Source organism: Marinagarivorans algicola (assembly GCF_001292705.1).
In the GTDB taxonomy this organism is placed as follows: domain Bacteria; phylum Pseudomonadota; class Gammaproteobacteria; order Pseudomonadales; family Cellvibrionaceae; genus Marinagarivorans; species Marinagarivorans algicola.
This window is the reverse complement of record NZ_LGAK01000005.1, coordinates 60,679-74,319: the sequence shown is the minus strand read 5'-3', so window position 1 is coordinate 74,319 and position 13,641 is coordinate 60,679. Positions and strand designations below refer to the sequence as shown.

The window sequence follows — 13,641 nt, the reverse complement described above, 5'->3', positions numbered from 1 at the left end:
AAACTTAACCATCACCGTGACCGGCAGCAATGACGGTCCGAGTTTGGTGCTTTCTGGGAGTCGTGTCGATGATCGTGCAGCGGGAGGAACCATTATTGGTGACTTATCAGCTATTGATGCTGATTCGACCGATACCCATACCTACGCGATCGAAGATGATAGTAGCCCGTTTGAGATTATTGGCGGGCAGTTGGTTGTTAAAGAAGGTGTGACATTAAATGATAAATCGGGCGAAACTATTGATGTAGATATCACAGTTACTGACTCGGCAGGAGCGAGTACGACTAAAACCTTTGTCATTGCGGTTAGTGATTTGCATGCTGAGACTCCTGTGCTTAATACCGTTGTTGTGGATGACGGGGTCATCAGCGAGCTAAGTGGTGACGGCTCTATTGGTAATTGGCAGACGGATAATAGAAATGGCTACATAGAATACAACCCTGATTATGTCTATACCGGTTTTGATGACGGGCGCGGAGATGTGATTGAGCTTGAAGCGAATCGAGGTGATGCATCAAATCTTTATCAGAGCCTAGATATTAAAGCGGGTGACACTATTGAGCTAAGCTTCGATTACTCCGCGCGACGTAGGCACGAGGGGGAAGATAGCCAAATCGATGTGTATTTTGAAGGTGAATTGATTGACTCAATTACTGCCGATCAAGTGGGCTGGGAGACCTACACTTATCACTTTACGGCCACTACAGATAACCCCACTTTGGAATTTAAAGCGCCAGATAGTAATTCGTTAGGTGGTTTGCTTGATCTTATCGAGGTTAAGCACGTTCATTTAGAAGATGAACCCGTGAACCTGAATATTGAGGTGTCATTAGTAGATCAAGATGGTTCTGAGTCGATTAGCGAGGTTCGTATCGAAGGTTTACTAGAAGGTGCGGTTTTAACAGATGGTCAAAATACGTTTACTGCTGGCACGAATAATGAGAGTGTAAATGTAACAGACTGGGACTTAGATAATATTAGCTTTCAGGGGGCAGAGCATTTTCACGGTGAGGTGAGCCTGACCGTGCTGGCTACGAGCGTAGAAGACTCGAATGGGGATACAGCAACAGCCAGTAAGGAGCTTAACTTTAATATAGTACCGGTTAATGACCCCGTCGTGATTGATAAAAATAGCCCACTGGAGTTCGATGCTGTAGATGTGGCGAGTTTTATGATTACAGAGGCGGCGTTATTGGCTAATGCGAGTGATGCTGATGGCGATGAACTCAAGGTGAGTAACTTTCTTATTGAAAATGCAGAAGTAGTAACAGTGATTGACCCAAATACCGGCGAAAAGAGCTTTTTAATTACTCCTGACTATAGTTACAACGGAGATCTCCAAGTTAATTTTAATGTGACTGATGGCAACGGCAGTATTGTCGCGAGTCATGCGACATTAACAATTAGCTCGACTAATAGTGCCCCAGAAGCCAACAACGATACTGGCGCTGTTCTTGAGGGTGCTGGAGCCACGCGTTTTAATGTACTGGTTAATGATAACGATATTGATGGTGATGCGCTGACATTAGTCAATGCAGAGGTCATAGAGGGCGTTGGCAGCGTCAGTATTGACAGTAACCAAGTCGTGTTCAACCCTGACATCAGTCACAATGATCTAGCTCAAGGCGAAACGGCTGACGTCACGGTTAGCTATATGATTACAGATGGCAATGGTGAAACCACGAGTGCCAGTCTCAGTATAACCGTAACGGGTAGTAATGATGGGCCAACTGCGCAGCTCAATGGCAGTCAAGTCAAAGAAAACGCCACAGGTGGCACTATTGTTGGCGATCTATCGGCGATTGACCCCGATCATAGCGATACCCACAGTTATGCTGTTGTCGATCTTAACAGCCCATTTGAAGTACTCAATGGCCAGCTGGTTGTTAAGCAAGGCGCTAATATTGATTATGAGCAAGCAACTTCTATTGATGTACGTATTATGGTGACAGACTCCTCTGGTGCCTCAAGTATTAAAACTTTTACTATTAATGTTATTGATGACCTTGAGGAAAACCCCAAAGGAGAAGTGATTACTGGTGGCGGTGGTAATGATGATCTAGTAGGCACTGAGGGTAACGATGAGATTGCAGGTGGTAATGGTAAAGATGCAATTTATGGTGGAGGTGGTGACGATATTATTGATGGTGGAAATTCACATGATGAATTATATGGTGGTATGGGGAGCGATATAATCACCGGCGGTAATGGTAGAGATGTGATCTATGGCGACGAAGGTGACGATGCTATTGACGGGGGTAACTCTAATGATGATCTTTATGGTGGCGATGGTAATGACACCATTCTAGGCGGGGGAGGACAAGACTATATTGAGGGAGGCGAAGGTGATGATATTATTAATAGCGGTAATGGTGACGATATTATCTTCGGGGATGAAGGTAATGATGTGATTACAGCAGAAAACGGAAGAGACTTTATCAATGCTGGCTCTGGTAACGACATTATAGATGGCGGCTTAGGTAGCGATACTATTTTTGGAGACAGTGGTAATGATCGTATTACTGGCGGTGCCGATAATGATACGTTAAGCGGCGGCGAAGGTGATGATACATTTTATTATGATGGTGCTGATGGTACCGATAATGTCAATGGGGGTAATGGCTACGATAGTATTGATCTTACGGCGGTGAGTGGCATTAACACATCGAATGATTTCTCGTTAAGCTTAAGTGCAGGCCGTATAACGGCCAGTGACGGCAGTAAGTTGATCCTCAGTGATGGTGCGGTTGGGAGTATTCGTCTTGGAGATGGCACCCAGATTAATATCAACGATATAGAAGAAATTAAATGGAATGAAGATGTTTCATTTGAGCCTGTACTTTTTAAAGCAAGCAATACTTTTGATATCGGAGATGGGAGTGCGCTTGATAATGCCAGTAGCGTCGAAACTGATAGCGCTATTGAAGATGTGAATACAGAAATTGCCGCTCAGCAAAAAGGCGAAATACCCGAAGCGACTGAGAGTGTTGATGCAAGTGCTAATAGCTGGATTGCCGAGGTGGACGCTATAGAAAATACGGTTAGTCCTGATAACATGAGTTGGGTGGAAGCTACCAGTCAGGACATCGCCGAAGAAGCTGGCGCAGCGAGCCGCACCGATGAGGACTATTTAGTGCTCGAGGAAAGTGAAATCGCAGTTTATCAACAGCATGATTTAGATGACTATAGTGACGATCATTTTGCTTAAAGAATATTATTCGTTGCGACTGTTAAATAGTGATACGTAGCATTGAATTTAATGTGTTGAGTGAGCGTGACTGCTTGAATTTGAGACGTGGGTATTCAACGCTGTGGCAGGGTTTCCGTTACACTAAAGAGACGTCTCTTATAAAAATAATGGCAATGACGATACTGAACTCTCATCTAATCACTTTTTTTAAGCGCCTACTTGTACAAAGCTGCTTGATCTTAGTACTCTCGCCGAGTGCTAGTGCCCAAAAACACGATATTCCAACAAATACCATTGTTGGCTCTAGTGGTAAAAAAGCTAAAGTAACTAACCGCTCAATACCTAGAAGTACTAAAAAAAATATCAAAGTGTATAAGTATTTAGCCGGTGGTACGGCATCTTTTTCAGATCGTCCGCCAAAAGGGCAGACATATGAAGTACTGAGCTATAAGTGCTTTGCCTGCGATGTAAACTCCCCTATCGATTGGCATAGCATTAAGTTATATCCCAATAAATATGCCAGCACTATTGACGCGGCTGCGCAACAATACGGTGTTGATGCTGCGTTAGTGCGGGCGATTGTGCATGCTGAATCGGCCTTTAGGCCGACGATCAAAAGCCACAAAGGCGCGGTAGGTCTAATGCAGTTAATGCCGGCTACGGCATTAGAACTAGGCGTAACAGATAGAGCTGACCCAGAGCAAAATATTCATGGTGGTGTAAAGTATCTTGCGCAATTGCTCACTCGTTTTAGTGGTGATGTCAAGCTGGCAACAGCGGCTTATAATGCAGGCCCTGGTGCTGTGAGTCGCCATGGTGGTGTGCCTCCTTATGCCGAAACCAAAGCCTATATAAAGCGCGTGGCTATTTTATCTCAGCGTTATAGGGCAAATTAAATCGTAACGATTCACAGGTGCCGAAAGTGGGCGCTAATGAATCGCTGCCTGGGCCGCTCAAGCCATCTACCCCCACGCATCCATACTGGGGCTAGGCGCTATATAAGCGCTCTCGATAGTTTGCTCCTGCAAAGTCTAATCTTGCATGCCCTTCTTTCCCTGCAAGGCTCGGCGCTTAAATACCCAGAAAATAATCCATCAGCATTCTATTAGGTGAACTTTTCCAGCTCGGCTGAATAGTTAAATCAAAGCTAACCCAATTAATGGCGCAGCTCATAAATGAAGGCAAATAAGAACATAAAAAAAGAATATAAAAAAACCCCACACCATAAAACACGAGGGAATCAAACATGGTGTGGGGTGCGAAGAGATCGCTAAAAACAACAATACTGTCGAGTGGGTGCGCATTGTGGATTGATAGCACAGTGGAATAATCACATTACCGTTACTCACTGACTAACGTGTTGCCATGCATAAGTGCTTTCATAAATACTGCATAGCAAGCAATTTTCATATCTAGAGTCGCTAAGAGCACCCCTAAAGTGACTGTAAATGGTCTATTTATTTAGATTCTAAAGCACGCTCTAATTTGAGAGCCAATTTATTGCTAATTTCATCATTAAATTTGTCAACGACTTTGACCATTCTTTTGTGTTGAGCGACGGTTACAGGTGTGTTGACTGGGCCAATTGCCCACTCTGATTCGTTGGCACCTGTATCCGCAACTGTATAAGCCAGTGTCGCTGGCTTGATCACTTGTGGATTCTTGGCACCAACCTCACTCGCTAGCGCACTTTGAGACATAACAGTAGCTAGTAATAAAACAGCAAGCTTATTCATAACGATTCCTCGCAAAATCTGGTTGATACCTTCATACAGTGGCTTAACTGATGGTGTTTGAGCTTCGCTGTATGTCGGTGTGAAGTGTTACTTCACGTAACTTAAGGTAACACATAATGGCGTGGGTGCAAGCAAAAGTATAATTTATTTTGCTTTTTGTGAATAAGGATTGTTTTCCAGTGTTTTCGGCGCCTTTAGACGACATTCTTGTTATATTAAAGTTGTAATTGGCTATTTTTTATCATATTAACCGGTAACACTCTTGTCATATTTATAAGGTAACAAGTGTTACCGGTGAGTTGTTACCCATTACACTTTTAAGCGGTGATACTCATGTCAAAGGTGCTCGGTAGGCGCTTATTGATGTTTATCAGAAAGTACTCGCTTCAGAGGCTATATTAAAAAACTAAGGGGTAGTCAGTCGAAGGTCCACCCTAGGCGGCTACGTAGCACTAGCGTCATGCCAACTGACCTGCGGTGTTGCACTAAGTATTCGCACTTTTGGGGGTTGCTATTGCATGGTTTTTATGCAAATTTACACGCGATGAAGGTAGGCATGTGGCGGCAGTACGCTAAAATGTTCTATTTTTTAGCATTAAAAATAGTCTGTATGCCCGCAGAGCTATAAATTTTTCGGGCTCTATAGCAAGTTTTTAGACTTTTTGGCAATTATGGCGCGAGTAAATTTTATAAGGCGAAGATTTCCACTAGATTACGCTGTATACTTGCGCGCGATTTTTTGACACTTTCAATCCGAGTATAAAAGTAATGGCTGACTTATCCCTTTACCGTAACATCGGTATTTTTGCCCACGTTGACGCAGGTAAAACTACCACTACAGAACGTATTTTGAAGCTAACTGGTAAAATCCATAAGCTAGGTGAGGTTCACGAAGGTGAATCAACAACTGACTTCATGGAGCAGGAAGCGGAGCGTGGTATTACCATTCAGTCTGCAGCGGTAAGCTGTTTCTGGAATAAACATCGCTTTAACGTTATCGATACCCCTGGACACGTTGACTTCACTGTAGAAGTTTACCGTTCACTTAAAGTACTCGATGGCGGCATCGGTGTATTTTGTGGTTCTGGTGGCGTTGAGCCTCAGTCAGAAACCAACTGGCGTTATGCGAACGAATCTGAAGTAGCACGTATCATTTTTGTGAATAAACTTGATCGTATGGGTGCAGACTTCCTTCGAGTCACTGGCCAAGTACAAAAAGTATTGGGCGCTAAGCCGCTGATTATGGTTTTACCCATTGGTCGCGAAGACGAGTTTGTGGGTGTTGTTGATCTCTTAAGCCGTAAAGCTTATGTCTGGGATGAAACCGGCCAACCCGAAAATTACGAAGTTAAAGACGTTCCAGCTGATATGGTTGAGGATGTTGAGATGTACCGCGAGCAACTTATTGAGACTGCGGTAGAAATGGACGACGACTTAATGATGGCTTACATGGATGGCGAAGAGCCTTCTGCTGAAGACCTTAAGCGTTGTATCCGTAAAGGTACTCGTGACCTTGCTTTCTTCCCAACTTACTGTGGTTCTGCCTTTAAAAACAAAGGCATGCAGTTGTTGTTAGATGCTGTTGTTGATTACTTACCGACTCCAACCGAAGTAGATCCACAAGATCTTACGGATGAAGAAGGTAATCCAACCGGTGAAAAAGCGATTGTATCGGCCGATGAGCCTTTACGCGCACTTGCATTTAAGATTATGGATGACCGTTTTGGCGCCTTAACCTTCGTTCGTATTTACTCGGGTGTATTGAATAAGGGTGACACTATTCTTAACTCGTTTACCGGTAAAACTGAGCGTGTTGGCCGTATGGTTGAGATGCAAGCAGATGATCGTAATGAAATCGATACTGCCCAAGCTGGTGATATTATTGCGATTGTAGGTATGAAGAACGTGCAAACAGGTCACACACTATGTGATCCTAAGCATCCTTGTACGCTTGAAGCTATGGTGTTCCCTGAGCCTGTAATTTCTATCGCTGTATCGCCTAAAGATAAAGGCGGTTCTGAGAAAATGGGTGTCGCCATTGGTAAAATGGTTGCAGAAGATCCTTCTTTCCGCGTTGAAACAGACGAGGATTCAGGTGAAACTATTCTTAAAGGTATGGGCGAGCTTCACTTAGATATTAAAGTTGATATCCTTAAGCGTACTTATGGTGTTGAGTTAATTGTTGGTGAGCCGCAAGTAGCCTACCGTGAAACAATCACCCAAGAAATCGAAGACAGCTACACACATAAGAAACAATCTGGTGGTTCTGGTCAGTTCGGTAAAATTGATTACCGTATCAAGCCGGGCGAGCAAAACACAGGCTTCACCTTTACTTCTTCTGTTGTGGGCGGTAACGTACCTAAAGAATTCTTCCCAGCAATTGAGAAGGGCTTTAAAGGTATGATGAACGAAGGTCCTTTGGCTAAGTTCCCTGTTCTTGATGTTGAAATTGAACTTTACGATGGTGGCTTCCATGCGGTCGACTCGTCGGCTGTCGCGTTTGAAATTGCAGCACGTGGTGCATTCCGTCAATCTATGCCCAAAGCGGGCCCGCAACTTCTTGAGCCAATCATGAAAGTTGACGTATTTACACCAGAAGATCATGTCGGTGATGTTATTGGTGACTTAAACCGTCGTCGCGGTATGATTGCAGGCCAAGAAGCCGGCTTAACCGGTGTTCGCATTAAAGCTGATGTACCACTTTCAGAAATGTTTGGCTACATCGGTAGCTTGCGTACTATGACTTCTGGCCGTGGTCAGTTCTCTATGGAATTTGCCCATTATGCACCTTGCCCAGCATCGGTTGCTGAAAAAGTAATGGCTGAATCTAAAGAGCGTCACGCGAAGAAGTAAATGTTCTAGCGTTATTAAAAAAGCCTCAACCGTTACCGGTTGAGGCTTTTTTTTTGCTTTTTATACCAGCGCACACAGCCAGTATATCGTCTCCTCTACGTAAACTGCTTGAAAGCATATGTTTGCTTATGGACACACAATTTGGATATAAGAAAAAGATATTGAATATCTCCTCTTAATACTATTTTTAAGTAAAGCACCTTAAATACCCGCTAAATAGGTGAGTGTAGCTATATTTATAGAGTTATACATCATCGGTTATAGGGTAGTTAAATGGCATTAGCCAAAAATCACATTGCACAAAAGCTCTACGCGGCTCGTGCATACCTGCATGCTGTTATCCACCCTATAGATTCTGGTTATCTCAAACATCCTGATATTACGTTTGAGAATAAAACAAATACACTCATTATTGCCTCACTAGCGATTCACCTACTGTCACTCAGTTTGCCTGTAACGACCTTGCAAGTCTATGACCGCATATTAGTCAGTCAAAATTTAGGCACCTTAAACGCACTTGCGATTGGCGTAGGTATTGCCATCTTACTCGAGGCTGTTATACGAGGTGCCCGCTCTTATGTGGTGAGCTGGGGAAGTGCTGTATATGAGCATGCGTTGAGCTGTAATGCACTTAGGCACATTTTGCACACCAACCTTGTGGAGGTAGAAAAAGAAGATGTCAGTCAATACCTGCAGCGTATGAATTCGATTTCACGCATGAGGGAGTTTACGAGTGGTCAGGCATTAATTACCTTAATTGATCTGCCTTTTGTCATTATTTATATCACTTTAATTGCCTACTTGGCACATAGCTTGGCACTGGTACCTATTAGTATTCTATTGCTATTTTCAGTACTAGCATGGGCTCTAGGCAAAAAAATAAAAGCTGTGTTACAGCAGCGAGATGAATCCGATGAAAAAAGAACCAGTTTCTTTATTCAGGTATTGACTGGAATCCATACAGCCAAGTCATTGGGCCATGAAAATCAATTACAGCGCCAATATGAAGAGTTACAGCGACAGACGAGTATATACAGTTACTTCCTGTCTAAAAGTACTAATACGGCGGTTAATTATAGTGCCCTGTTTACGCAAATGATGACGGTTTCAATGATTGCTTTTGGGGCGCCAATGGTGCTCTCAGGTAGCTTAACAATGGGTACGTTAATCGCGTGTGTCTTGTTATCGGGCCGCATTATGAGCCCAGTCCAAAAAGCACTCGGTATCTGGACGCGCTTTCAAGACTACCAGTTGTGCTGCAATCAAGTGGCTACTATCTTTGAGTCGCCACTAATCGAGCATGTGAGCCGCGAAACTTCAGGTATGATCGAAGGTTCTATTAAGATAAAAGGCTTAAATTTTTCTTATAGTGTCAACGATAAATTGCTCCTTTATGGTATTAATTTAGAGCTTAAAAGAGGGCAGGCGATATCCATATCAGGCGATCATAGTTGTGGAAAGACAACGCTACTAAAATTAATTGCTGGTCTATATTTGCCATGCTCAGGTGAAATCATTATTAATGGTGCTATGGCGCATTTGCATCCCCCCCATGAGCTGATAAAACACTTAGGTTATTTACCTATGGAAGGGTCTATTTTTAAAGGCACGTTACAAGAAAATCTCAGTGCTTTTGGTTTAAATGAAGATCATAACGTCAAACAAATTATTCAATTACTCGGTATAGATAAAGAAATTGCAAAGTTACCCGCAGGCTTTGAAACACAATTAGATGGTGGTAATTCAGATGTTATTCCACCAGGATTAAAGCAGCGTATAGCAATTGCACGTGTACTATCTGCAAAGCCTAAAATTTTATTATTTGATAATGCTGATAGAGGTTTAGATAAAGAAGGGTATCACTTGGTATATAAACTATTAGCTAAACTTAAAGGTAAGGTAACGATGATTTTAATCAGTGACGATAAAAATATTATACAACTTAGTGATTACGAATATGTTTTAGGTAATGGAGAGTTAACACAGCGACAATTTATGGATGAAAGCAAAATTCATGATGTCAAACCTTATCAGGCGCTCCGCCTGTGAATGCTCAAATAGATGCTAATGCCGTGAACTGGATGCTTAAGAGTACTCGTATAGAAGAAATTCTTAGCCAATTACGAATGGCCGGTTGGATTAACGAGCAAGGCTCGCAACCTGAAGTTATCAAAAAGCCCCCATCAAAAAAAGATACGATAAAAAATAGTACTACGATCGATAATTATCCCAATAATGACGTTTGCAGTGAGACAGTATTTAACGTTCAAGCTGGATCACTTAATCATAAATCACACAGTGCACTGGTGGGTTATGAAAGCGCTATGGTGTGTTTAGCGGTAGAGTTAGACTTACCTATCACAGAGCGTACGCTGTGTGATTACATTCCTCATGGCCGTACACACTTAGAGTGTATTGATGTATTAAACGCCTTAGCTAATTTAGGTTATTTAGGCCATGAAATCTCAGTAAAAGCTGACATGCTAGATGATCGATTGTTTCCTTGCCTATACACCCAAAGAGGCCAATCGCCAATTGTTATTTTAAGTGCAGAGCACGTTAAAGACAAAAAAATGCTAACGCTGTATGACTGCTTAAAAGAACGGGTTATGACTGTTGCAGCACAAGATATTAATGCAGGCATTGCATTTGTTTTCACAAAAGAGTCAGATTCGCCTCAGCCATTAAGCGCAGAATATATGAGCGCATCAGGTTTCACATGGTTTAGAGCCTTACTTGAGCGGTTTAAAGGCATTTTTTGGCAGGTTTTTTCTGTTAGTATCATGATTAATATGGTCGCAATAGCGGCACCATTGTTTGTGATGTTGGTGTATGATCGAGTGATTGGTGCCCACTCCCCAGAAACTTTAATGCCGTTAATTGTAGGTGCTTTTTTAGCCTTATCTTGTGAGGCGGTTTTACGTTTTGTACGTTTAAGAAATCTATCATGGTTTAGCTCACGTGTTGATACGATTGTTGGTAATCATATATTTTCTCAGCTTATATTTATGCCGATTACCTTTACAGAGCGAGCTTCAGTATCTGCACAAATTGCAAGAATTAAAGCTTTCGAAAGTATAAGAGATTTTTTTAATGGACCATTATTCTTAGCACTCATTGAGCTTCCTTTTACGTTACTTATTCTGGTTGCTATTGCTATTATTGCCGGTAAATTAGCTATAGTTCCGCTTGTTATAGCAGGACTGTATTTAATATTGCTATTTTTTACTGGTAATAGCTTACGTACGGCAACACGCTTATCAGCTAAAAATCATTCTATATGCCAACAAATGACATTTGAGACATTTCAAAAAATGCACGGTATTCGTGCAAGTGGTATTGCCGATCAATGGATGTCCGAATATCGAAAGGTCTCAGGTAGAGCTTCGTTATCTTCTTTTAAAGCAGCATTTATTTCTTCGCAAATAGAAGTTGTATCTCATGCAATATTTGTTGCTGCCGGGTTAATGATTATTTATTTAGGCGTATTAGGTGTTTTAGCAGGTGAAATAACGGCAGGTGCACTGATTGCAACAACATTACTTGTTTGGCGAACTTTAACGCCTTTTAAAATATTATGTAATTCAATTGGGCGTTTTGAACAAGTCAGAAATTCTGTTGATCAAGTTAACCGACTAATGGCAATTAATACCGAACAGCAAGACTCACAATCACATACACGCATTAATGATCTTAAAGGAGATATAAGCTTTAGCAAAGTTGGCATAAGATATAGCCAAAAAAGTGACCCAGTATTTACCGGGTTAACATTTTCAGCTAAGCCCGGTAATCTTATTGCGATTACTGGCGGTAATGGCTCAGGTAAATCAACTATTTTACAACTCATTAATGGCTTTTATAAACCGCAGGCAGGCAATATCCGCATTGATGGTGTCGATATTCGACAATTAGACTTAATAGATTTAAGAAAAAATATTGCTTATGTACCTCAAGTCCCGCATTTTTTTAATGGTAGTATTGCTGAAAATTTACGAATGGCCGACCCTTTGGTCAATAATCAAATGATTAAAGTTGCTTTAAATCAAGTTGATGCATGGGAAGATATTTGCGCCTTACCTCAAGGAGTAGAAACACGAATAGGGGTAGAAGGCTATCAGTTGCCCTCGGGTCTTTCTTATAAATTAAATTTAGCGAGAGCCTATATTAAAAATACACCTTTAATGCTATTTGATGAATTACCTTATGCGCTACTCAACAGTACCGCGGGTGAAGCTTTTAGGCAAACTATAGATCGCTGGAAAGGCCATAGAACTGTTATTTTAGTGAGTCATCGCGAAGATTATCTCAAAATGGCCGATACAGTGATACTGCTTACTACAGGTGATTTCCCTATTGTTGGCTCCCCAGAGCTTATTATTGAAGCGATTAATAAGAGTAATAACGAGTAGAGCATTTGTATCAATGTTGCTATTTCATTGTTCAGTCAAATATCAACATTGATACAGCTAATGTCTGGAGTAATACATACTTATGAAACTGACCGTTAATGAATTTTTAAAGCAACATAAGCTTTCTCAAAGCGAGCAAGAGCAACTCGTATACATGCCTCAATCAGTTAAATTAGAAGAGGCTGTTAACCCCCATATGGTACGAATAACAATGATTGTTATTAGTATGGCTATACTTATTTTTTTCTTATGGGCAGCACTTACAAAAATAAGTGAGGTGACGAGTGCAGTTGGTGAAGTGATACCGCGCGGGTATACGCAAATAGTTCAACATTTCGAAGGTGCACTGGTAAAAGAAATACTCATTCGAGATGGCGATGTTGTTGATAAAGATCAAATACTCATAAAATTAGAGGATTCTTCGGCAACACAGTCATTGGCCGAAGCGCGACAAAAATATAAATCTATCTTAACTCAAACAGAGCGCAATAATGCATTTTTAGAAAAACGAGAATTAGATTTTTCTAGAATTGATGATATTACTTCTAAGGATATAGATTTTCAGAAAAAAGTTTATGACGAAATGTTAAGCTCTGTTAATAAAGAGTATGACGTTTTAAATAATCAAGTATCACAAAAAGAAATAGAAATTAAAAAATTAAAACATCGCTTGAATCATCTCATCAAAGGATTAAAGTTAACTGATGAAGCGAGGGAAATACAAAAAAAATTATTAGATAAAGGTTATGCCTCAAGAATTGCTTATATAAAATATGAGCAAGAGTATCATAAAACTTCCTCAGAACTAGAAGAAACAGAAGAGCTCTATGCGCAAGCAGTCAGCAGTCTCAGTGAGTATAGAATGCGTTTATCATCATTATCACTGACACGACGTGAGCAAGTTTATAGTGAACTTGCTGATTTACAATCACAAGCGGATCAAGTTAAAGAAGTAATTATTCGCTTAGAAGATCGCGTTAATCGTTTAACCATACGTTCTCCTGTGCATGGGATCGTTAAAGGTTTACAGCTGAATACTATTGGTGGGGTAGTAGAGCCTGGAAAAGCATTATTAGAAGTTGTCCCTTTAAGTGCGAAGCTTATTGTAGAAGCTCAAGTATCTCCTAAAGATGTTGGTCATATTGAAGTTGGTCAGGCTATTCGTGTTAAGGTTAGCTCATTTGACTTTTCACGTTATGGCACTGTCTCGGGAACATTAGATTATGTCTCGGCAACTACTTTCTTGAATGAAAAAAGAGAGCCTTATTATAAAGTGCGTATTGGCCTTGAAAAAATGTATGTAGGTAATAATTCTAATATGAATAATATCTTGCCTGGTATGACAGTCGTGGGCGATATTATTACAGGTGAAAAAACAATTCTATCATATCTCTTTAAGCCTATTCATTTATCGTTAAAAACGGCTTTTTCTGAAAGATAAGTACTATTTTTT

General features: G+C 41.1%; 7 protein-coding genes. 6 read left to right on the top strand and 1 reads right to left on the bottom strand.

The annotated features are described in order from the left end of the window. Both AC438_RS02660 and AC438_RS02655 read left to right on the top strand, forming a co-directional pair. Nucleotides 1–3,208: calcium-binding protein (locus tag AC438_RS02660; RefSeq protein ID WP_202904691.1), on the top strand; the 3,208-nt coding region annotated here is incomplete at its 5' end. Between the two features lie 155 nt (nt 3,209–3,363). Then, nucleotides 3,364–4,086, top strand: a complete 723-nt coding sequence (locus AC438_RS02655; protein ID WP_053979736.1) for a lytic transglycosylase domain-containing protein — start codon at nt 3,364–3,366, stop codon at nt 4,084–4,086. A gap of 561 nt (nt 4,087–4,647) precedes the next feature. Here AC438_RS02655 and AC438_RS02650 read toward each other — a convergent pair. Then, a complete protein-coding gene (locus tag AC438_RS02650) occupies nt 4,648–4,926 on the bottom strand; it encodes a hypothetical protein (RefSeq protein ID WP_053979735.1) in 279 nt (92 codons plus the stop codon). Between the two features lie 768 nt (nt 4,927–5,694). On the opposite strand from AC438_RS02650, the gene fusA reads away from it, so the two are divergent. From fusA to AC438_RS02630, 4 genes are all read left to right on the top strand, one after another. Next, nucleotides 5,695–7,779, top strand: a complete 2,085-nt coding sequence (gene fusA, locus AC438_RS02645; RefSeq protein WP_053979734.1) for an elongation factor G — start codon at nt 5,695–5,697, stop codon at nt 7,777–7,779. Nucleotides 7,780–8,052: 273 nt separating this feature from the next. After that, entirely contained in the window at nt 8,053–9,828 is a 1,776-nt protein-coding gene (locus AC438_RS02640) for a peptidase domain-containing ABC transporter (RefSeq protein WP_053979733.1), read from the top strand. After that, nucleotides 9,825–12,188 (top strand): peptidase domain-containing ABC transporter, encoded by a 2,364-nt coding sequence (locus AC438_RS02635; protein WP_053979732.1) that lies wholly within the window; start codon nt 9,825–9,827, stop codon nt 12,186–12,188. The genes AC438_RS02640 and AC438_RS02635 overlap by 4 nt, the downstream gene beginning before the upstream one ends. 82 nt (nt 12,189–12,270) lie before the next feature. Then, the gene (locus AC438_RS02630; protein WP_053979731.1) at nt 12,271–13,629 is read left to right on the top strand and encodes an HlyD family type I secretion periplasmic adaptor subunit; all 1,359 of its coding nucleotides are present in this window, start codon (nt 12,271–12,273) and stop codon (nt 13,627–13,629) included. Nucleotides 13,630–13,641: the final 12 nt, after the last annotated feature.

What these genes read in the sequence shown, in the direction of transcription:
- AC438_RS02655 (WP_053979736.1), top strand. Translation starts at nt 3,364, where the DNA reads ATGACGATACTGAACTCTCATCTAATCACTTTTTTTAAGCGCCTACTT.
- AC438_RS02650 (WP_053979735.1), bottom strand. Translation starts at nt 4,926, where the DNA reads ATGAATAAGCTTGCTGTTTTATTACTAGCTACTGTTATGTCTCAAAGT.
- fusA (WP_053979734.1), top strand. Translation starts at nt 5,695, where the DNA reads ATGGCTGACTTATCCCTTTACCGTAACATCGGTATTTTTGCCCACGTT.
- AC438_RS02640 (WP_053979733.1), top strand. Translation starts at nt 8,053, where the DNA reads ATGGCATTAGCCAAAAATCACATTGCACAAAAGCTCTACGCGGCTCGT.
- AC438_RS02630 (WP_053979731.1), top strand. Translation starts at nt 12,271, where the DNA reads ATGAAACTGACCGTTAATGAATTTTTAAAGCAACATAAGCTTTCTCAA.